This window comes from Acetonema longum DSM 6540 (assembly GCF_000219125.1).
Lineage (GTDB): Bacteria > Bacillota > Negativicutes > Sporomusales > Acetonemataceae > Acetonema > Acetonema longum.
Window position 1 is genome coordinate 180,979 of the sequence record NZ_AFGF01000017.1, and the last position, 21,377, is coordinate 202,355.

General features: G+C 53.1%; 18 protein-coding genes. 15 read left to right on the forward strand and 3 right to left on the reverse strand.

The window, feature by feature from the left end:
• Window positions 1-62: 62 nt before the first annotated feature.
• From ALO_RS02895 to ALO_RS23655, 3 genes are all read right to left on the reverse strand, one after another.
• On the reverse strand, window positions 63-1,250 hold the full coding sequence (locus ALO_RS02895) for an ABC transporter substrate-binding protein (RefSeq protein WP_004092691.1): 1,188 nt from the start codon (window positions 1,248-1,250) through the stop codon (window positions 63-65).
• 426 nt (window positions 1,251-1,676) lie between these two features.
• A complete protein-coding gene (locus ALO_RS02900) occupies window positions 1,677-2,063 on the reverse strand; it encodes a sulfite exporter TauE/SafE family protein (protein ID WP_004092693.1) in 387 nt (128 codons plus the stop codon).
• Window positions 2,063-2,626, reverse strand: coding sequence for a sulfite exporter TauE/SafE family protein (locus ALO_RS23655; RefSeq protein WP_337998853.1), 564 nt, complete (start codon window positions 2,624-2,626; stop codon window positions 2,063-2,065). Before ALO_RS23655 ends, ALO_RS02900 begins: the two co-directional genes overlap by 1 nt.
• Between ALO_RS23655 and ALO_RS02910 the strand changes: the two genes are divergently transcribed.
• From ALO_RS02910 to ALO_RS02980, 15 genes are all read left to right on the forward strand, one after another.
• Window positions 2,554-3,075 (forward strand): GNAT family N-acetyltransferase, encoded by a 522-nt coding sequence (locus ALO_RS02910; protein WP_004092695.1) that lies wholly within the window; start codon window positions 2,554-2,556, stop codon window positions 3,073-3,075. The genes ALO_RS23655 and ALO_RS02910 overlap by 73 nt on opposite strands.
• A gap of 19 nt (window positions 3,076-3,094) precedes the next feature.
• Window positions 3,095-3,871 carry a TSUP family transporter gene (locus ALO_RS02915; protein WP_004092697.1) on the forward strand — a complete coding sequence of 259 codons (777 nt, stop codon included), beginning with the start codon at window positions 3,095-3,097 and terminating at the stop codon, window positions 3,869-3,871.
• Between the two features lie 115 nt (window positions 3,872-3,986).
• Window positions 3,987-5,093 carry a DUF2939 domain-containing protein gene (locus ALO_RS02920; protein ID WP_004092699.1) on the forward strand — a complete coding sequence of 369 codons (1,107 nt, stop codon included), beginning with the start codon at window positions 3,987-3,989 and terminating at the stop codon, window positions 5,091-5,093.
• A 27-nt stretch (window positions 5,094-5,120) separates the two neighbouring features.
• Complete coding sequence (locus ALO_RS02925) at window positions 5,121-6,869, forward strand: N-6 DNA methylase (protein ID WP_004092701.1); 1,749 nt, start codon at window positions 5,121-5,123, stop codon at window positions 6,867-6,869.
• Window positions 6,870-6,986: 117 nt separating this feature from the next.
• Window positions 6,987-7,310: a DUF3870 domain-containing protein gene (locus tag ALO_RS02930; protein WP_004092703.1), complete on the forward strand. Its 324-nt coding sequence runs from the start codon at window positions 6,987-6,989 to the stop codon at window positions 7,308-7,310.
• A gap of 194 nt (window positions 7,311-7,504) precedes the next feature.
• Window positions 7,505-8,371, forward strand: coding sequence for a hypothetical protein (locus tag ALO_RS02935; protein WP_004092705.1), 867 nt, complete (start codon window positions 7,505-7,507; stop codon window positions 8,369-8,371).
• A gap of 89 nt (window positions 8,372-8,460) precedes the next feature.
• Window positions 8,461-10,680: a hypothetical protein gene (locus ALO_RS02940; protein WP_040292570.1), complete on the forward strand. Its 2,220-nt coding sequence runs from the start codon at window positions 8,461-8,463 to the stop codon at window positions 10,678-10,680.
• Window positions 10,681-10,700: 20 nt separating this feature from the next.
• Window positions 10,701-11,399 (forward strand): OmpA/MotB family protein, encoded by a 699-nt coding sequence (locus ALO_RS02945; RefSeq protein WP_004092710.1) that lies wholly within the window; start codon window positions 10,701-10,703, stop codon window positions 11,397-11,399.
• Between the two features lie 10 nt (window positions 11,400-11,409).
• Window positions 11,410-12,840 carry an EH signature domain-containing protein gene (locus tag ALO_RS02950; protein WP_004092712.1) on the forward strand — a complete coding sequence of 477 codons (1,431 nt, stop codon included), beginning with the start codon at window positions 11,410-11,412 and terminating at the stop codon, window positions 12,838-12,840.
• 43 nt (window positions 12,841-12,883) lie between these two features.
• Entirely contained in the window at window positions 12,884-15,079 is a 2,196-nt protein-coding gene (pcrA, locus tag ALO_RS02955; RefSeq protein ID WP_040292612.1) for a DNA helicase PcrA, read from the forward strand.
• A 27-nt stretch (window positions 15,080-15,106) separates the two neighbouring features.
• Window positions 15,107-17,146 (forward strand): NAD-dependent DNA ligase LigA, encoded by a 2,040-nt coding sequence (gene ligA / locus ALO_RS02960; protein ID WP_004092716.1) that lies wholly within the window; start codon window positions 15,107-15,109, stop codon window positions 17,144-17,146.
• A 134-nt stretch (window positions 17,147-17,280) separates the two neighbouring features.
• Window positions 17,281-17,568 carry an Asp-tRNA(Asn)/Glu-tRNA(Gln) amidotransferase subunit GatC gene (gene gatC, locus ALO_RS02965; protein ID WP_004092718.1) on the forward strand — a complete coding sequence of 96 codons (288 nt, stop codon included), beginning with the start codon at window positions 17,281-17,283 and terminating at the stop codon, window positions 17,566-17,568.
• Between the two features lie 2 nt (window positions 17,569-17,570).
• Entirely contained in the window at window positions 17,571-19,043 is a 1,473-nt protein-coding gene (gatA, locus tag ALO_RS02970) for an Asp-tRNA(Asn)/Glu-tRNA(Gln) amidotransferase subunit GatA (protein WP_004092720.1), read from the forward strand.
• Window positions 19,043-20,482, forward strand: coding sequence for an Asp-tRNA(Asn)/Glu-tRNA(Gln) amidotransferase subunit GatB (gatB, locus tag ALO_RS02975; protein WP_004092721.1), 1,440 nt, complete (start codon window positions 19,043-19,045; stop codon window positions 20,480-20,482). Before gatA ends, gatB begins: the two co-directional genes overlap by 1 nt.
• Window positions 20,483-20,671: 189 nt before the next feature.
• Entirely contained in the window at window positions 20,672-21,118 is a 447-nt protein-coding gene (locus tag ALO_RS02980; RefSeq protein WP_004092722.1) for a Dps family protein, read from the forward strand.
• Window positions 21,119-21,377 lie beyond the last annotated feature (259 nt).

Genomic DNA, 21,377 nt, shown 5'->3' on the forward strand with positions numbered 1-21,377 from the left:
ATAGCTCCGTTTGTCGCTGAAAGGATCGAAAAGCAATGAGGGGTCTTGAAAGGAACTGCCGGTTAAGGATTCACTTTTTCTCTAAATGTCTGCTTGCCGTCCTTAAATTCGACGATAACGGCGCTTTTCACAGCGTCATGGGTTTGGTTGAGGCTAATCAGGCCGGAAACGGCGGCGTAGTCCTTGGTTTTGGCCAATTCGTCTTTGATTTTGACAGAGTCGGCGCTGCCGGCCCGTTCTATGGCTTTGATCACCATCATCGTGGCATCATAAGAGAGAGCGGCAAAAGCATCCGGTGTCTGATTGTATTCTTTTTTATAGTTTTCTACAAAGTTTTTTACTGCCGGGCTGTTATCGTCGGGGGAATAGTGGTTGCTGAAGAATGTGTTGTTTAGAGCTTGAGCGCCGGCAATTTCCGGCAGTTTGGCCGAATCCCAGCCGTCGCCGCCCATGAAAGGAACGGTGAGACCGAGTTCGCGGGCCTGTTTGATCAACATGCCGACTTCTTGGTAATAGCCGGGTGCGAACACCACATCAGGATTTTGGGCTTTGATTTTGGTCAGAGTGGATTTGAAGTCAGTGTCTTTTTGCAGGTAGGCTTCTTCGGCTACGATGGTTCCGCCATTTTTTACGAAAGTTTCTTTAAAGAACTGACCCAGTCCCATGGCGTAATCGCTGGACTTGTCAATATATAAAGCGGCGGTTTTGGCCTTCAGGGATTTTTGCGCAAAATTGGCCATAACCGAACCCTGGAACGGATCGATAAATGCGGCGCGGAAGATATACTCCCTCACTTTTCCGGTGTTAGGGTCTACGGTTACTTTCGGATTGGAGGCGGTAGGGCTGATGGCCAAGACTTTGCTGCCCTGATTCACTTGGGCGGCGGCGATTACGCTGGAGGAAGCGATCGGAGCGATAACGGCCACCACTTTGTCCTGACTGACCAGCTTCTGCATAGCATTGGCTGACTCAGCGGCCTCACTCTTATTGTCGGCGACGATGAGAGTAAGCTGTTTGCCGACTACGCCGCCTTTGGCGTTTACTTCTTTAATCGCCAGTCTGGCGCCGTTAGTGGCGGATTGTCCAAACGTGGCGCTGCCGCCGGTCATTTCCAAGTTGGCGCCTAGTTTGATCACATCAGATTGGCTCGCTTGTTTGGCTCCGCCGCAGCCGGCCGTAACCAATGCCGCTGCTGCAAAAACTGCAATCAATGCGGTTGACAGGCTTTTTTTCCGTGAGCTATGTAACATATTTGCCCCCTATTATTTTTGCCTGGACCTGTTGGCCTACAGGCAGATTAAAATGCTACAGCAGTCTCAAATTGGTCGTGTCCACTCACAAGATATATCTGTAGCCCTGTAAAGAATATTATAAGGGTGCGTTTTTAAGGTGTCAATATTAAAAATAACTGATTATAGCTTGTTTAAGCGAATATACAGGATTGGTTAACATTTATGCATTAAATCAGACATTTCATAAACTATTAAAAGCAAAATCGCCAACAATACACAGGTGGTCAAAAATATGTAGCATTTATGTTCTTTTGCGGAGGACATGATGATTTGCGTTCGTGAGGAATGTGATACTGTCAAGGGAGTGACTATCATAACTTGCGCCGCGCCCCTAATATAAGAGCAACAGCCTGGCCAAGCCAGGCTGTTGCTCTTATCCGCCGGTCATTTCTCTGTCTTGTTTTCGCCTTTTGCCGGCTTTGGAATTAACATTCGCACGCCCGAGAAAATGATAAACACGCCAAAAATTCGCTTTAATTCCTCTGCCGGTATATACTGGACGAAATTGGCGCTGACGAGGGCGCCGGCGATCGCGCCGCCGGCCAGCCAGCCGGCCAGACGGTAGTCGACCAAATTGGCCTTATGCAATTGATAAATGGCAGCCAGTGATGTGGGAATAATGACCAGCATGGAGATGCCCTGGGCGATATGCTGGGTTATACCTAATAGCAGGACCATCACCGGCACCAGGACGACGCCGCCGCCAATGCCCAGGAGGCCGCTTAAAATTCCGCACAGCAAACCCATCAGGATCGTAGTTAAAACAGCCATTAACCAATCACCATCCTGACCCCGACCAAAATCAGCATGAACGCAAACAGGCGTTTAAGCTGAACAGCCGGCAGTTTTTTCATTAGCCGCGCCCCCAGAGATGCTCCCACTATACTGCCCAGAATGAGCTGCAGGGCGACAGAATAGTCGATGCTGCCATGCAGGGAATAGACAATACTGCTGACAATAGCGGTGGGTATTACTACAGCCAGTGAAGTAGCCTGGGCAATATGCTGAGTCACGCCGAAATAACTGACCATAATCGGGACCATGAAAACCCCGCCGCCAATCCCCAGAAGGCCGCTCAGCACCCCGATCAGCAGTCCGGCCCCCAGCGCTTTCCAATTGTTCTCCAAATTGATCATCTCCATACTCCGTAGAATAAAATATAGGAGTTCGATAAGCTGGCAATAATTTATTATAACATAAAAGGAGTCCCGGGCGGCAATATGGAATTGACATGAAGAGATTAGGAGAGCAGGTGAGAAATATGTTAGTGGTCCGGGAACTGCAATTTGAGAATGCAGAGGAAATAACCCGCTTATATATAAAAAACCGGGCATATTTACAGCCCTTTGAGCCGGTCAGAGATGACCTGTACTACACGGTGGGATGCCATGAGGAAATGATCGGCGCCACATTAGATGATCCCCATAATTATTTGATGGGGATATTCCTTGCGGGCCGGTTGATCGGGCGAATATCCCTGACAGCAATCGCCCGCGCCTTTTTTCAGAATGGGCGCCTTGGCTACTGGCTGGATCAGGAGCAGCAAGGCAGGGGGTATATGGGTGAGGCTGTCGGGCAGACGGTGAGATTTGCTTTTGATACCTTAAAGCTGCATCGGCTGGAAGCCAATGTTATGCCTCACAATGCCGGGTCATTGCGGGTCCTTGAGAAAAACGGCTTTGAACGGATTGGGCTGGCCAGAAAGTACCTGCAGATCAACGGGGTTTGGCAAGACCATTATCTCCATCAGCTGTTAAATCCATCCTATGGCAGCCAGAGATAAGACGGGAGGATGAAAAATCATGGACACATTCGTAACTACCATTGATCCACAGGTGATCTTAATTCTTTTAGCGGCAGGCTTTGTCGCGGCATTTATCGATTCCGTTGTAGGCGGCGGCGGACTGATTTCCCTGCCGACCTTTCTTTTGGTGGGCTTACCGCCGCATCTGGCCCTGGGAACAAATAAACTGGCCGGGACGGTTTGCAGCCTGACCAGTTTCCTGTCATTTTTGCGTTCAGGGAAAATTCGTCTGGATATTATAAAATATTTATTTTGGCTGTCTCTGGCCGGCTCGGTAGCAGGAGCCTATATCGTGCAGCAAATTCCGCCGGTTTTTCTGCGGCCCCTGGTAATTTCGCTTCTGGTTCTGGTCGCTTTCTACACCTTTTTAAGAAAGAATTGGGGAACCAATTCCCGGTATACCGGGCTGAGCGCCGGCATGGCGGTTTTGGCCGGCTTAATGGCGGTGGCCTTGGGGTTTTACGACGGGTTTTTCGGCCCTGGCGCAGGCTCATTTTTGTTGTTTGGCTTTTTGTTTTTCGGATTTGACTTTGTGGAAGCATCCGGTAATGCCAAGGCATTGAATTTTGCCAGCAATATCGGATCCCTGGCAACCTTTGTACTGCTGGGCGCCGTTCAGTATGTATACGGACTGACCATGGGAATCGGCATGATGATCGGCGCCTGTATCGGTTCACAGGTCGCCATCCGGAAGGGCAGCACCTATGTCCGCCCGCTGTTTTTAGGCGTAACTGTGGCTATGATCAGCAAACAAATCTGGGATTTACTGCAATAATTGGATCGTATATACACAATCGCTGATTAACAGCAAGGGATCGGTTTTTTTATGGCGAATATTGTAATAAAACAGCGAATTATTGATAGAGTTGCTGCGACTGGGAGGGATCCGGATGAAATACGGCGGTCAGATCAATATACACAAAATCGACCCGGCTGAGTTTACTGTGACTGAATCCAGACAGAACAGAAAGAAGAAAAGACCGGCGAAGAAAAAATGGCTGGCCCTGGCAGTCCTGGCCCTGGCATTAATCGTCGGCGGTTCTTGCTGGTACTGGACCCGGACGCCCTATTACGCTTTATATCAGATCAGGCAGTCCATAGAAAAACAGGATGTCCGTTTATTTGTGAAATATGTGGATATAGAAAGTCTCTTGCCGGGTTTGATCACTCAAACCTTGGACGCCAATAAAAAAACGGTGGGGCGGCAGGATGACGAAACCCTGGTGAGTCTGGCGTCGGAGTTTATTGATAAACTGAAAGCCGCTCCTAAAGACACTGCGCAGAGCACAGCCCTGTCGAACCGGTTTCTTACGGATGAAAAAAAGCGGGAACTGGATTCTTCCCCGTTCATGACACTGGTTCATCTTTACCGCCGAGGGGGCCAGGGGGCCCAGTGGCGAAACCTGGAGTCGGTTGCTTGGGACGGAGATCAGGCATTGGCGGGCATTACTTTCTATCATGCCCGGCTGGAAGCGAATCTGCTGCTGGAAGTGAAAATGAAGGATGCCGGCAGCTATTGGCGAGTGAGTGAAATCCATGACCTGCCCCGGTTCTTATCTCGTCTGGAAGAACTGGAGCAAAGCAAGCTCACAGCCCTGAATGACGGGATTCGCCAGGAAATGGCCCAGGCCCTTGCATTTGAGCCTATGCCTGTTAACCGGGGAGATTGGGACAGCCTGGGACTCTTCAAGGAAGTACGGTTCCCTTACCGGTTAAAGAATGTAGGGCAGCGCGCCATAAAGGAAACAAGCGGTTTCATTATTGTCAGCAACAGGGAAGGAAAAGTTTTGCTGCGCCAGCCGATGCTTCATTCCAGCGTCATTGCGCCGGGAGAGGCAAAAGAAGAGCTTTGGCGGCGAGATATTGTCCCCTTTCGCCGGCAAGACGAACTTTTGCAGGATACTCCCCTGGAACAGATTGGAATAGAATGGGAAATGCGCCGGATCGTGTTTCAGGACGGGGGACAGTTGAAACTGTATGACAGCCTGCCTTATTAAAGGGCTGTAAGAGTGGCTGGTGAGAGGATGACGGGAAAGAGGACCGAACCGGATAACCCGGGCTTGCCGATTACGGGGGAGCAGTACGAGAAGAGCATGGCCAGAGAGGTCCGGAAGGCGTTGGGGCTGTATTATACCCCCGGGTATATCATCGACTACATATTGCAGCGCACTGTCAGCGAAATTGATGTACGGGACGATCCCTTCGTCAGCATATTGGATCCGGCCTGCGGCAGCGGCAGTTTTTTGCTGGCGGCATACGATATTTTGCGGGCTAAGTTTGTCGCCGCGTTACCTGAACTTCAGAAAAAATACGGATCCCTTACGTATGAGTGGCAGCAGGGCAATTGCCAGATCACGCTTTCCGGCGGTGAATACTGGCAGGAAGAACATATTCACTATCACATTCTGACTCATTGTTTATTTGGCGCCGACATTGACCGGGCTGCCGTCCGGCTGGCGGCGGAGCATTTATCGCTGCGGGACGCCGCCTGCGAGGTTTGGCCGCGGCATTTGATTGCCTGCGACAGCCTGATGCACTGGGAAGCCCGCTCACAGCCGGCCGGTGAGACGGAAAGTGCGGCGGCCGGTTTTTGGCAGCGTACGTTTGACTATATTGTCGGCAATCCGCCGTATATTCCTATCACCCAGATGACACAGGAGCAGAAGCAGTACTACCGGGCCCGTTATCAAACTGCCACCGGCAGGATGAATGCCTTTGCCCTGTTTCTGGAACGGTGCATTGCCAAGACCGGCAAAAAGGCGGGATTTATTGTGCCCGGCAGGCTGCTGCTGAATACCCAGTATGGCAGTATTCGACGGCTGGTTCTGGAGAACACCTGGATCGAAGAAATCTTCGAGACAGATGCAGCCGTCTTTCCGGAAGCAGTGGTGGACACGGTTATTCTCATTTTGAACCGGAACAAGCGGTGGGCTCCCGGAGATAAGACTCTGATCCGGCGCATGACCAGGGCCGGATGCAGCGAACAACCCGTGGAGCAAAACCGGTTCCTGGCAACGGATCATGCTTATATTCAGACTCACACCTCAACGGCGGAAATGGGTTTGCTGCAAACCATCCGCTCCCGGTCGGCGCTTTTAGGGGATATAGCCCAGGTCCGGGACGGTATCATCCAAGGCCGTGTTGGCAATGAACTGTTTCTGGGAGAGAAGCCGACCCACGACGGGTATGCCAAACCGGTCCTGTTCGGGCAGGACATTCACTGTTATCAGCTGACCCCCGGCAGGCAGTATATCTGGTATCACTCAGAAAAGCTTACCGCCTTGGAACGGCAGCGTACGGCAGGGAGGGAGATAGGTCTTAGACTGCGTGAGCCGGGTATCTTTGAACGGCCCAAGATCCTCAGCCGCCAGACAGCTGACCGGATTATCGCCTGTATGGATGAGACCGGGCATTATTACATGAATACGCTGCATAGCGCCTATGTGACTGATCCGGAATTTAATCCCTGGTATGTTCTGGCCGTGTTGAATTCGCAGCTAAGCCGCTTTTACTACACTCGGTATACCGGCGAAGCGGGTCAGGCTTACGCTCAGGTGAAGATTGCCAATTTAAAGGGACTGCCGATACCCCGGGCGGACAGAGAAAGCCAGGCGGGAATCGCTCATCTGGCCCGGCAGCTTCAAAACCCATCGACGCCGCATGACCATGCCGGCCGGCAGGTTTTGTTCACCGAGATCGACGCACGGTTGTTTCAACTGCTGCGCCTGACGCCGGAAGAAGTTAGCCTGGCAAAGGGGACAGGGGAGAGATGACATGCAACTTGATCAGCATATAGGCGGTGCAATCAAGGAAATACTAGGGTGAGACGAAGTGCAAATTCATAAGGCATTCGCCAAAAACTAACCGCTACTGGTTGCAGGAGAGATCTCATGGATAAAACGAACATTCTTCTTTTTTCAGGATATGCCAGACTCCCTTCCGGAACCGTTTCGAGCGAAGTGTACACTGTGATGGCTTTAGTTGTTTTAGTGGACATAGAGACGGATACGATTGTCGAGGTTGATTCTACATTATCAACCCGTTTGGCGGAGCGGTTTGTATCCCGTTTGATAGTCGGTCAAAAACTGGAACCCGATATCGGAAAACTTGTGGGAAAAATTAACCATGCCTATCAGGGAAGCGCCAATAAGGCAATTATTACTGCACTTCGCATTATTGCCGACAAATATCAGTCTTATAAGCTGAAACGGTAGACACCGTAAAATTCAGTGCGGTCTGTTTCGCTAAAAACAGGAAAGAGGCGTCTCGAACGGGGCCGGATAATCAGCCGATGAGACAGTCTCTTTTTTGTTGACTAAAAACCGACACTTTCTTCCCTGGCAAGCAGGTAGTCGTCACCTAGCGGCGAATATGATAACCAGTGCTTTTTGTTCAAGGAGGATTTAACATGGCTTTTTTGCAAATTAAAGGAAAAATCTTTCATTGTCAGCACTGCGGAAATCAGTTGCATATCGAATATCAAGGCGGAGCACAATCTACTCAAATCGGCGAGATAGGGATCTTAGAGCAAAAGCGCCTGGCGGAAAAATATGGCCAAACTGATCCGGCTGTTTATGACTTGCATGTGGAGGGCGGTTTCTGCCAGAATTGCTTTCTGCAGTTGAATCCCCCCCGGGAACAGCTTCAGGACTGGGGTCTGGCCTGGAAAATCGATGAGGCTGTCAGAGGATTGTTTATGCTGCTTTATCAATACACTCTTCAGGTCGCCACGAAGGTGGAAAAGGTGGTGATGCGGCAGAGTACATTGCTGAAGCCGGCGGAATATGACGCAACAGCCTACCGTCAGCTGCTGGCAGACCCGCAAATGGATGATCCGCAGCAGAAGCAGAAGCTGCTGCAGACCTATGCGCAATGTGTAATGCCCCAGGCTGAAGCCGAACTGATGCAGGCCGCGCAAGAGAACCAGGAGATACATAACCTGATTGCTGCGTACGAACAAGAATGCGCCAATCTTATCAAAGAGAATCAACCCTTGCATGAGCAGATGAAAGACCGTACTTTCCCTTATTTCCGGGTAGCCAATACTAAGGGGGCGGAAAATCTGCACTCTTTGGTTTATGCGCCTTTATCAACGGTACGGGTGCCGCTGCCGCCTCCGGATGACGCCCTGTTCTTTTTTCCGGCTACCTTTCGCGGCGAATCGATCAGGCTGATCTGTGAGCCGATCCGGGTGGAACGGATTTTTTACTGGTATTATCGCCGCGAGCCGATTGAACAGGAGCTGTACAAGGCGCTGATCGGGCAAGCGCAATAGCAAATAGTGCGGAATAGTCTGTGGAACCCGCCGGGGACGGCGGGTTTTATTGACTAAGGATTAAATATTTTCAAGGTTTGGTGGTAGTATTGCAAATCCTGGTTGACTTACTGCAAATGTTATTTCCGATAGCAGTGGTTATAGAAAAGCCCACGCCGGCCAATATCAGTATGCTGCTTTTTATGGCCCTGATGTTTTGGCTGTTGTACTTCTATGGATACCGGCGGTTTTACTTGCAGGGAATCCGGCCTCTGCTGCTTATTCTCAACGACCTGAAACAGGTTGCCGTCCGTCCGGCGGAACTGAGCCAAAGAGAACATCTCTTAAGGCTGCGCAATGCCTTCCGTTCTTATCCGATGCTGCTGCCCCTCTGGACAGAGTGGGAATCTGCCTTTTACCGTGATGCTGCCGCTGATCAAGGCGTCACTTACAGCTCGGCGGAAGCGGAGTATGTGTTCAGTGAGCAGCGAATGCTGGCCGCTTTAGGGTTTAATCTGCAGTTTTACCAGGCTTTGCCGGGATATTTTACCGGTCTGGGCCTGCTGGGCACTTTCTGGGGTCTCACGCTGGGGTTAAGTCAAATTAATCTAAGTACGCCTGAACTTGAAGTCTTAAAAGAAGGTATTCGCAGGCTGCTGGATGGGATGGGCACAGATTTTGGCTGTTCTCTGTGGGGGGTCATCCTTTCTCTGTCCTGGTCATGGTATGAAAAGCGCAAGCGGGCCCAAGTCAGAGAAAAACTGGCCGAGCTGCAGGATCTGTTGAATCAGCTCGTCACCCGGCGCACACCGGAATCCTGGCTGACTGAAATTTTATCGGAGTGCCGGGTCCAGAGCCGGACACTGACAGCTATCAATAATACGATGGCCGAAACAATGGCCACCGCTCTCGAGAAGCGTATGACCCCGGTCTTTCTCCAGCTGGCCTCCGCCATTGACGGCCTGCGGCAGGCCGGAACCAGCCAAATTGCCCACGCCATCGGCGAAGGCGCCGGCCAACAGTTAAAATCCCTGGGCGATATGCTGGTTCAGGTACAGAGGACCATGGAAACGACGGTGGGCCGCTCGGCGGATGTCCAGGAACAAATGCGGGAGACTATGGCTGTCCAGACGCAGTCTATGGCTGAGACCTTCCGCCAGGTGCTGGACGCGGCCGCCGTCAGACAGCAGGAAATGAACCGGCAAACCGATTGCATGATCCAGAGCGCGACCACCAGGCAGGCTGAAATGAACGAGCAAACCGGCCAAAGGCTGCAAGACCTGTTGGCCGTGATTGCCGCCAGCCTGCGGCAGCAGCAGGCTGAGGTGGCAGGAACGATCGAGCGGGCGGGTACGCTGCAGGAGCAGATGAACCAACAGGCCGGCGCCAATGTGGCCTCCATGGTTCAAGCCACCCATCAGGTTCTTGATCTGGCTGCCGCCAGGCAGCAGGCCATGGCCGAACAGACTCAGGCCAAGATGCAGCAGCTCCTGGAATTGATGGCCGCATCTCTCCTGCAGCAGCAGGGACGCCTGGAAAACACCACGGAGAAAGTCACGGCTGATTTTGCCGCCCGTATGGGCCAGATGTCGCAGCAAATGGATAAAAGCCTGCAGGAAACCACCCGTCAGGCAGGAGATAGCTTCCGGGATCAAATGAGCGAAATGTCCCGGGAAATGAAAGGATCACTGCAGGCCTTTGAAATCAGTGTGATTGACAATGCCAGCCGTATGCAGCAGGAAACCCGGGCTGTGGCTGAAACTCTGCACCAGGCCTTTGAAAATGTGGCCAACCGTTATGAAAAAGAGCGGGACCAGGTAACTGTCTTACTGGGACAGGTGCAAGAGACCATGGAGGCATTCCGGCAGAGCGCCGAGCAGACCGGCCGCACTGCCAAACAATTTGAGCAGGCCGCGCATCCCCTGTATGACAGCGCCCGTCAGTTACAAACGGCTCTGGAACAGATGCAGCAATACCAGGACGAATTCCGCCGCTATATTCATGATTCGGAACAGCGCTTACGGGATAATCTTGGCGTTTCGCAGGCGTCGGTGGAGACCATTCAGGAATCACTGCGGCAGACTCAAATCTCCTGGCAGGCTTATGAGAGTAAGTTCGGAGTGTTGCGGACCGACCTGGAGCAGATATTCGACAGTATTTCCAAAGGCCTGAGAGAATACCGGGCCATCACCGATGAAAGCTTGTCCCAGTTCCTGCAATTGACACAGAACAGCCTCGGCCAGTGTGTGGGCCAGCTTTCCGCAGTCATCAACGAGTTGAGTGAAACGGTAGAGGATCTGTACCCGATATTAGAGAATCGGCCGAAATAGACTGTTGAGGGTGATAACGCTTGTTTAGGAAAAAATATTACCCGGAAAATCCGGAAGCTGTTGACGATCCGTTTCAGGCTTCGATCAGCGACCTGATGGCCAGCTTATTGAGTATTTTTATCCTGGCCTTTATTTACTATATTCTCAACTTCCAGCAGGCAACGGCTCAGCTCAGTGAAAATCAGAGCAAGCGGACGGAAATATTGCTGGCGGTGCAGCGGGAACTGAAACAAAAAGATGTGGATGCTATCATTGATATAGAGCATGGTGTACTGCGGCTGCCGGAAGGGGTTCTGTTCGACACCGGCGAAGCCCGTCTGAAAGAGAGCGGCATCGCCACCGCCGGGATACTGGGGCCGATTTTGGAAAATGTGCTGAACCGGCCTGAATTTGCCGATTCGGTGGATACTATTTTTATCGAAGGACACACTGATGATTTACCCATCCATACCGCCCTGTTTTCTTCTAACTGGGAGCTTTCCACCCAGCGGGCGATTAATACCTTTCACGCCTTAACCGATGCGGCCACGGGGCTGAAGCAGTTTACCAACAGCAAGCGGGAACCGGTTTTGTCCTGCAGCGGTTATGCCGATACCCGTCCGCTGCAGCCCAATACTACCGAGAAGAACCGCCGGGAAAACCGGCGGATTGATTTCCGGTTTTCCATGACTCCTCCCACTGAAGATGACGCCGGCATCCTGCGCCCGGCCAACCGCTAAGAGGTGAATCATGAACAGTTTACTGACCGGCGAGTTGTCGGACAGCATCAAACAATTGCAAACCGCCCGGGATTTCGGCCGGCCCCAGCGGCTGACCGAGCAGGCCGACGCCATTGTCCGGCAGTTTCAGGCCGTGTTTACGGCTCCTCATGAAAAAGATGTGGAAGAATTTCTGCTGACCCTGCGGCGGCGGTGGATTAAAGGCGGACAAAAAGGAATCAGCTGGCTGCGGGTAAGGGAAATCAAGCTGCTGCCCTGGGTAATTTATTCCCAACAGCCGCCCCGGGTAATAGACGATGACTATTTTCGCAGCGATATTTTGCAGGTGCTCCGGGAAAACTGGCAGATCAGCCTGCGGGCGTTTATCGCTGCCTATCTTATGAAGTTTGAGCTGCCGGCGGCCGGCCAGGAGGCGGTGCGGCGGGAACTGGAAAATCTGGTCAGAGGCTATGCCGGCAACCGTACCAGCCTGAGTAAATGGCGGCGCCGGTCCGATACCCTGTTTGTGACCGACGCCTTGCCGGTAACCGCCCGGCTGCTGGGGGAAGGGCCCAAGCCGGCGGCGGCTGTCTTAGAACAACTGGGCTTTGATAGTCGCTTTGCCACCTCCGGCTTTTTACGTCAGGCCGTGGTCAGGGCGCTGGAAACTCTGGTTAAATCCTATCCTCGCTTTCTGGAACGCCTGCCGGCTTTGGTGACCCGTCAGGATTTAACTGGCAAGGATGTGGCCCGCTTTGACGATATTGCCGTCCAAACGGCGGGCACCTTTATTGTCAGGGCCGGCCCGCAGGCGCCGGCGAAAGTGCGGGATTTACTTTGCTGTTTATATTTGCGGATTTTAGGGGATCCGGATGCAGCCGCCGGACGATTCTACTGGCGGAAAGTCAGCCCCAAGGCAGCGGCGGTTATGACCGGCTGGATTATCCGGCTGGATCTGGAAATGTTTTTTTCCCTGCTGGGGCGGCTGGAAGAGCGACGGCGCGCCAATATGTACCGTTATGCTTTTTGGCAGGCTTTTCTCCCTTATATCAGTCAGACCTGGCTGGCGATTAGCCCCGGCTTGAAGAACATGAGCCAAGAGGACGGGACCGGCGAATATTTAGCCAGCCGGCGCCCGGCCCGTTTGGTGTCCTCCCAGCTGGGTCAGGCCTTGCTCTTGATCCGGCTGGGGGATTATGTGTTTGCCCAGTGGAGTCAGGAACAGCGGATTATGGTCTGGACAGCCGATGCACTGCCCTTGGGCAGGGAAGCCTACGGCAAAGAATGGCTGCGTACTCCGCCGCTGGCTGCCTGGGATATCTCCAAGGGCACCGAAACTTACCTGTGGCAGCGGCAGATCGAGGTATGGATTTATCATCATACCGGCCGCAGCCGCGTTATATCCTATCAGATGGAAGATCCGGACCCTGTCGAAAAAGGATCCGATTCAAAAAGAAGATGAGATTTGAACAAATCCCCGGGAGGCAGACATGAACGTACAAGCAATGTCCCATATTTTAGATACCTTAAACCCCAAGCAACGGGAAGCGGTGGAGTATATCAACGGACCGCTTCTGATTGTGGCCGGGGCCGGATCAGGCAAGACACGGGTGCTCACCTGCCGCATCGCCTATTTGCTGGATCAGGGAGTCAGCCCGTATAACATATTGGCAATTACTTTTACCAACAAGGCAGCCGCCGAAATGAAGGAACGGGTTCATGCTATGGTAGGCGCGGCAGCGGCGGATATCTGGCTCAGCACGTTTCACGCCTTCTGCGTCCGCTTTCTGCGCATCGAGATCGAGCATATCGCCGGCTATCGCCGGAATTTCGCCATTTATGACAGTTCTGACAGTCAGACCGTGGTCAAAAACAGTTTGAAGGAACTGAATTTAGACGATAAAATGTTCCCTCCCGCCAGTGTGCAGAATGCCATTTCCAACGCCAAGAACTCCCTGATGGACGCGACGGATTACGCCCGCAGCGCCGACAATTTCCACGCAAAAAAAATCGCCGAAGTCTACGCGAAATACGAAAACAGCCTGCGGCAGAATAACGCCCTGGATTTTGACGACCTGCTTCTGTTTGCAGTGCGGCTGCTGGAAAACAACGCTGAGATCCGGGAAAAATATCAGAAGAAGTTCCGCTATATTTTGATCGACGAATATCAGGATACCAACCGGGCTCAGTATCTGCTGGCCCATCTCCTGTCCGGCGCTCATCGCAATCTCTGTGTGGTAGGCGATGCGGACCAAAGCATCTACGCCTGGCGCGGGGCGGATATCCGCAATATTATGGACTTTGAAAAGGATTATCCCGAAGCCAAAGTGATCAAACTGGAGCAAAATTATCGCTCCACACAAGTCATCCTGGATGCGGCCAACGCCGTCATCGAACGCAATAACAACCGCAAGCCCAAGGCGCTATGGACCGAAAACGCCCAGGGAGAAAAAATCGCCTATTATTTGGCGCGTGACGAGCGGGATGAAGCTCGCTTTGTCGCCGATACCATCATGCGCCTGAATATGGTATACCGCCACTCTTACGGCAAGATCGCGGTGCTGTATCGTACCAACGCCCAGTCCCGGGTCATTGAAGACGCCTTCATGCAGTACGGCATCCCCTATACGATTGTGGGAGGCCTGAAGTTCTACGACCGCAAAGAAATCAAAGATATGCTGGCCTACCTGCGGGTGATCGCCAATCCGCGGGATTCGGTCAGTCTCCTGCGGATCATCAATGTTCCCCGGCGGGGCGTGGGGGATACGACCCTGGGCCGGCTGCAGCAATACGCTGCCGAACATGACATGAGCCTGTTTGACGCGGTTTCCAATGCAGAGGCTGTTCCCGGTCTGAGCGGCCGGGTAAAAAACTCCCTGGAATCTTTGTCGACGCTGATTTTTTCCTTTATGGCCCTGGCTCAGTCCACCCCAGTCTATACTTTGCTGGAAAAATTGCTGCAAGACTCAGGGTACCTGGCGGAACTGGAAAGTGAAGGCACCCCTGAGGCCCAGACCCGCATCGAAAACTTAAAGGAATTATTGAGTGTGGCCAAACAGTTCGCCGCCACCGAGAGCGGCAATGCCCTGGAGGACTTTTTAAGCCAGGTAGCCCTTGTGTCGGATATTGACGCCGCTGACTCCTCCGGCGAAAAAGTCACCCTCATGACGCTGCACTCAGCCAAAGGCCTGGAATTTCCCTTTGTATTCCTGGCCGGTATGGAAGAAGGCCTGTTCCCCCATTCCCGGACATTGCTAAATGAAACCGAGATTGAAGAGGAACGCCGCCTTTGCTATGTAGGGATTACCCGGGCCCAGCACCAGCTGTATATTTCTCATGCCGAAAGGCGGACAATATATGGGAATACAGTTTGCTATCCGCCGTCCCGCTTTTTAGGGGAAATTCCCCGGCAATTGCTGGGTGAGCCGGCCGCGCCGAAACCGGCTGCCGGTCTGAACCCGGCACGACAGGGCGGATACGGCCGACAGGCTGGCATGCAGAAACCGGCGCCGGTTTCCTTGCCCAGCGGCAGCCGGTATTCGGATTGGAAAGCCGGCGATAAGGCCGAACATGCCAAGTGGGGAATCGGCACAGTTGTGGCGGTTAAGGGCAGTGGGGACAACATGCAGGTCCAGATCGCTTTTCCCGGCGCCGGTATCCGGAACTTATTGGCCACGCAAGCGCCTTTAACCAAAGTATAAAAGTAATAATAATGAGGAGTGACAGTCATGACGGAAGGGACTGGCAGTAAGCCAGACAGGGACGCTGCCCGGGAAATAGAGGAGCTGCGGCGGCTGCTTGAGTATCATAGCTACCGGTATTATGTCCTGGACGCGCCTGAGATTCCGGACAGTGAGTATGATCGTTATTTCAGGCGGCTGACGGAGCTGGAAGCCGCCTATCCCCATTTGCTGACGCCGGATTCGCCCACCCAGAGGGTGGGCGGCCGTCCGGCCGAAGGTTTTGCCAAATCAACTCACCTGTCTCCCCTCTATAGCCTGGGCAATGTCTTTTCCGTCGCTGAACTGCAGTCCTTTCACTCCCGGATTGTCAATATGCTGGATATCGAGACAATCGAGTATGTTGTGGAATTAAAAATTGACGGGCTGGCCATGAACCTGACCTATGACCAGGGCGCCCTGACCCGCGGCGCCACTCGGGGAGACGGCGTCATAGGGGAAGACGTGACCGGCAATATCCGCACCATCCGCTCGATTCCTCTGGCGCTGCGGCAGGCGGACTTTCCTCTGCCGGATGTACTGGAGGTACGGGGGGAGGTTTTCATGCCACGGGCGGCCTTTAACCGGTTGAACCGGGAACGGGAACAGAAGGGGGAAGCCTTGTTCGCTAATCCCCGCAACGCAGCTGCCGGTTCGCTGCGGCAGCTGGACCCCCGGATCACTGCCGGCAGGACCCTGGACTTTTTTGTCCACGGCATCGGCCGGCATGACGGGCTGACCTTGGAAAGCTACAACCAGGGGATGGACGTTTTGCGGCAGCTGGGCTTTAAGATCAATCCCTACTGCCGGCTGTGCCGCAATATTCAGGAGGTTATTGACTATTGCGACAGCTGGGCCGGGAAGCGGGCCGAGCTGCCTTACGATATCGACGGCCTGGTGATCAAGGTCAACAGCCTGGATATGCAGGCTGGGCTGGGATTTACCGCCAAGGACCCCCGCTGGGCCATTGCTTTTAAATTTGCCGCCGAGCAGGCGGTCACGGTAGTCGAGGATATCCTGATCCGGGTGGGACGCACCGGTGTCCTGACACCTACCGCCCTGCTGCAGCCGGTCAGATTGGCTGGCAGCACTGTCAGCCGGGCCACCCTGCATAATGCCGACTATATCGCCGAGAAAGATATCCGGATCGGCGATACGGTTATCATCCATAAAGCCGGTGAGATTATTCCGGAAGTGGTGTCGGTAGTTGCCTCCCAGCGTACCGGCCGGGAAAAATCCTTCGAGATGCCCAAAACCTGCCCGGAGTGCGAGAGCCCGGTGGCCCGCCTGGAGAGTGAAGCGGCCTATAAATGTACCAATCCTCACTGTCCGGCTCTTTTGCGGGAAAAGCTGATTCATTTTGCCTCCCGGGATGCCATGGACATCGAAGGGCTGGGGCCGGCGGTGATTAATAGCCTGGCCGACGCTGGCCTGGTCAAAGACGTCGCGGATTTTTACCGCCTGCAGGCGCCGGATATTGCCCGTTTGGAGCGTCTGGGGGAAAAATCGGCTCAAAATTTGCTCGCCGCTATTGAGGCGAGCAAATTCCAAGGGTTATCCCGCCTATTGTTCGCTCTGGGAATCCGGCATGTGGGCAGCAAGGCCGCCGCCATTCTGGCCCGGCATTTCCGGACTGCGGACCGGCTGGCCGTTGCCGAATCAGAAGAGCTGACCGCCCTGGATGAGATCGGGCCGAAAATTGCCGACAGTATTCTGCACTATTTCGCACAGCCGGAAAATCTGGAGCTCATTAGTAATCTCCAGAACCTGGGAGTGGATACTACCGAAACTCAGGCCGCTCCCGTCGCTAAACAGATACTGGCGGGGAAAACCTTTGTCCTGACCGGTACATTGCCGACCATGACCCGGGAGGAAGCCGCTTCGGTTATTGAAAAGCTGGGGGGGAAAGTCAGCGCGTCGGTCAGCAAGAAAACAGACTTTGTGCTGGCCGGGGAACAAGCCGGCTCCAAACTGGATAAAGCCAGAGAACTAGGCGTTACGGTCATTGATGAAGGGCAATTTTTAGAGCTGACCGCGGCTGCCGAGTAAAAAAAGAGAGAAAAATGGCTGATCTTTTGGCAAGTTTAGCCTGACGTGATATAATAATATATCAATACTAACCGGATGCGCTTCATGACATACCGCATCGTATGAATATGAGTTTTTGGCAGGATGGTGAAGAAATGATTACTCCGAAAGATGTAGAACATGTGGCGCTGCTGTCGCGCCTGGAACTTGACCAGCAGGAAACGGGCAAGTTTACCGGACAGCTCAATGCAATCTTAGAATATGTGGAAGTTCTGAAAAAGGTCGATACCGACGGTGTGGAACCGACTGCCCACGTATTGCCGCTGAAAAATGTCCTGCGCCAGGACGCGGTCCGTCCCTCCCTGCCCCGGGACCTGGCTCTGTCCAATGCGCCGGAGCAGGAAGACGGCTACTTCAAAGTGCCTAAGATTATGGAGGGCTAAGGATGACGACGGAATTATTTCGCTATACCGCGCATGAATTGCATGATAAACTGGCGGCCAAAGAAATATCGGCGGTAGAACTGACTACCGGTATGCTGAACCGGATAGACCAGGTAGAAGATACGGTGCAAGCGTTTATCACTCAAACGAGAGAACAGGCTTTGACACAAGCCAAAGCTGTAGATGCGAAAATTCGCCAGGGAGAAAAGGTAGCGCCTTTAGCCGGAATCCCCGGCGCCCTGAAAGACAATATGTGCCTGCAGGGTGTCAAAACCACCTGCGCCTCTAAAATTCTGGCCGATTTCGTGCCGCCCTATACTGCCACGGCGGTGGACAAGCTGCTGAGCCAGTCTGTTATACTCCTTGGCAAAACCAACATGGATGAATTCGCCATGGGGTCTTCTACCGAAAACTCCAGTATGATGGTTACCCGCAACCCCTGGAATACCGACACGGTGCCCGGCGGCTCCAGCGGCGGTTCGGCGGCTGCCGTGGCTGCCGCCGAAACGATTTGGGCCCTGGGCTCGGACACCGGCGGTTCTATTCGCCAGCCGGCAGCCTACTGCGGCGTTGTGGGCCTGAAGCCCACTTATGGACGGGTATCCCGTTACGGTCTGGTGGCCTACGCCTCCTCATTAGATCAAATCGGACCCATCACCCGGGATGTAACTGACTGCGCCCTGGTTTTAAACGCTATCGCCGGGCATGACCCCAAAGATTCCACTTCGATTGATATGGCCGCCCCTGATTTTACCCGCGCCCTGGTGCAGGATGTCAAGGGTCTGGTCATTGGTCTGCCCTGGGAATACTTCGGCGCCGGATTAAACCCGGCGGTGCGGCAGCATGTGGAAGCAGCCGTAAAACAGCTGGAAGCGGCCGGCGCAGTGGTAAAAGAAGTCTCTATGCCTCATACTGAGTACGCCTTGTCCGCTTACTATCTCATTGCCACGGCGGAAGCCAGCTCCAATCTGGCCCGTTATGACGGTGTAGGCTTTGGCTATCGGGGCCAGGGCAATGATATTGTCAGCATGTATAAGCAGACCCGGACCCAAGGCTTCGGCGAGGAGGTCCGGCGGCGGATCATGCTGGGGACCTATGCTTTGAGCTCCGGTTACTATGACGCCTATTACCTGAAGGCTCTGAAGGTTCGGACCCTGATTAAGCAGGACTTTGACCGGGCTTTTGAATCCGTGGATGTTTTGATTACCCCTACGGCGCCGACTCAGGCATTCAAGGTCGGGGAAAAAGTGAATGATCCCCTGACCATGTACTTAGAAGACGTGTGTACCGTACCCATCAACCTGGCCGGTGTGCCGGCCCTGTCCATGCCTTGCGGCTTTGCCGGCGGACTGCCTGTCGGTCTCCAGATCATCGGCAAGCCTCTGGGAGAAGAGACCATTCTGCGCACAGCCTATACCCTGGAGCAAATGAATGATTATCATAAACAACTGGCGCCGGCAGGAGGTGCGGAATAATGCAATACGAAACAGTAGTAGGCCTGGAAGTCCATACCGAACTCAAAACCCATTCCAAGATTTTTTGCGGCTGCAGCACCCGCTTCGGCTCTGAGCAGAACACCAATGTCTGTCCGGTTTGCTTAGGCCTGCCCGGCGTCATGCCGGTGCTGAACGAGAAAGTGGTGGAGTTCGCCATTCGCGCCGCCTTGGCTTTGAACTGCCGGATTCTGCCCTTCAGCAAGTTCGACCGCAAGAACTATTACTATCCGGATCTGCCGAAAAACTATCAGACATCTCAGTATGATCTGCCCATTGCCCTGGACGGCTATCTGGATGTGGAGGTCAACGGCGAGACCCGGCGCATCGGCATTACCCGCATCCATATGGAGGAAGACGCCGGTAAGCTGGTCCATTCAGGAGGCGGCATCGCCCATTCGGAGTATGCTCTGGTGGACTACAACCGGACCGGGGTGCCCCTTCTTGAGATTGTGTCTGAACCGGATATCCGCTCGGCGGAAGAGGCTAAAGCCTATCTGGAAAAATTAAAAACCATCCTGGAATATATTGATGTATCCGACTGCAAGATGGAAGAAGGCAGCCTGCGCTGCGATGCCAATATTTCGCTGCGCCCGGTGGATACAATTCCTTTCGGCACCAAGGCCGAAATCAAGAATCTGAACTCCTTCCGGGCGGTACAAAAGGGTCTGGAGTATGAAATCATCCGCCAGACCGAAGTGCTGGAAGAGGGTGGCCGGGTGATTCAGGAAACCCGTTCCTGGGATGAGGCCAAGGGCATCACCATTTCCATGCGCAGTAAGGAACAGGCCCATGATTACCGCTACTTCCCCGAACCGGATCTAGTGCCGGTGGTGGTCAGCCAGGAAAAGATCGAAGCGGTCCGCCGCAACCTGCCAGAGCTGCCGGATGCCCGCCAGAAACGCCTGATGGAGCAGTATGGCCTGCCTTCTTATGACGCATCGATCGTCACTGCCAGCCGGGCTATGGCCGACTTTTTTGACGCCACCGTAAGCCAGGGCGTGGATGCCAAACTGACCGCCAACTGGCTGATGGGCGACTTTGCCAAGCACCTGAACGCCGCCGGGATTGATCTGGAAAATACTCCGGTGACGCCGGTCAAGCTGGCCGGACTCCTCGCTTTGCTCCAGAAAGGGACCATCTCCGGCAAGATTGCCAAGACTGTTTTTGAAGAGATGTGGAACAGCGGCAAGGATGCCGGGATCATTGTTCAGGAACAAGGTCTGGTGCAAATTAGCAACGAAGCTGAAATTATCGCCATCGTGGACGGGGTCATCGCCGCCAATCCTCAGTCAGTCGCGGACTTCAAGGCCGGCAAAGAACGGGCCATCGGCTTTTTGGTAGGGCAGATCATGAAGCAGACCAAGGGCCGGGCCAATCCGGAACTGGTGAATAAGCTGCTGCGGGAAAGAATCTCATAAGAACGTGGAAATGTCTTTTATGGCGCCTGTTTCAGGCGTCATTTTTTGTTTAAACACATCTCAAATAAAGTATAAAATATTAATTAATAATTACTATTGACAAATATAAATAATCATATATAATAATAACTAGAAACAAATAATATATACATAAAGGACAGCGGCATAGCCGCAGAGGAGGATTATATTATGAGCAATACCGCAGTAGGACAATCTTTAGACAAATATCTGGCCAATCTTCACATTCTTTACGCTAAAACCCATAACTACCACTGGAATGTGGAAGGCAAACAATTTTTTACCGTTCACGCAAAACTAGAGGAAATCTATGAACATATTGCCGATGAGATTGACGCGATAGCCGAACGGATCCTGATTATCGGACAACGGCCCAGTTCATCCCTGGCAGCTTATCTGAAGCTGGCTACACTGAAAGAAGCGGATGCGGCCAGCGTCGGCGGCGAAGCGGTTGTCAAAAATCTGCTGAGCGATATTCAGGCGTTGATCGCAGATTTGAAAAAAGACATTAAAGCGGCCCAGGACGCCGGCGATGAAGTGACCGCCGATCTCCTGATCGATTCCCTGGGATACTACGAAAAAACCGCCTGGATGTTTGGCGCCTATCTGAAGTCTTAAATTCACTTTCCCCTATATTAAGAAATAACAAAAGTCCTCTGACGCCAGCCGGCAGTCAGGGGACTTTTGTTGATACCGTTAAGTTTGCTCGTGCATTTTCATGGGCAAAGCACCACAAGGAAAAATTGCCAGGTAAGTCGAATGCACATTAGAAACAAGCTAACTAACGGAGGATTGTTTATGACGTACAATGATACCTGTCCTCGACTCGCTGGCAATCGCGCGGATTGCCCCTGCCCGAACCGGGACTGTATATATT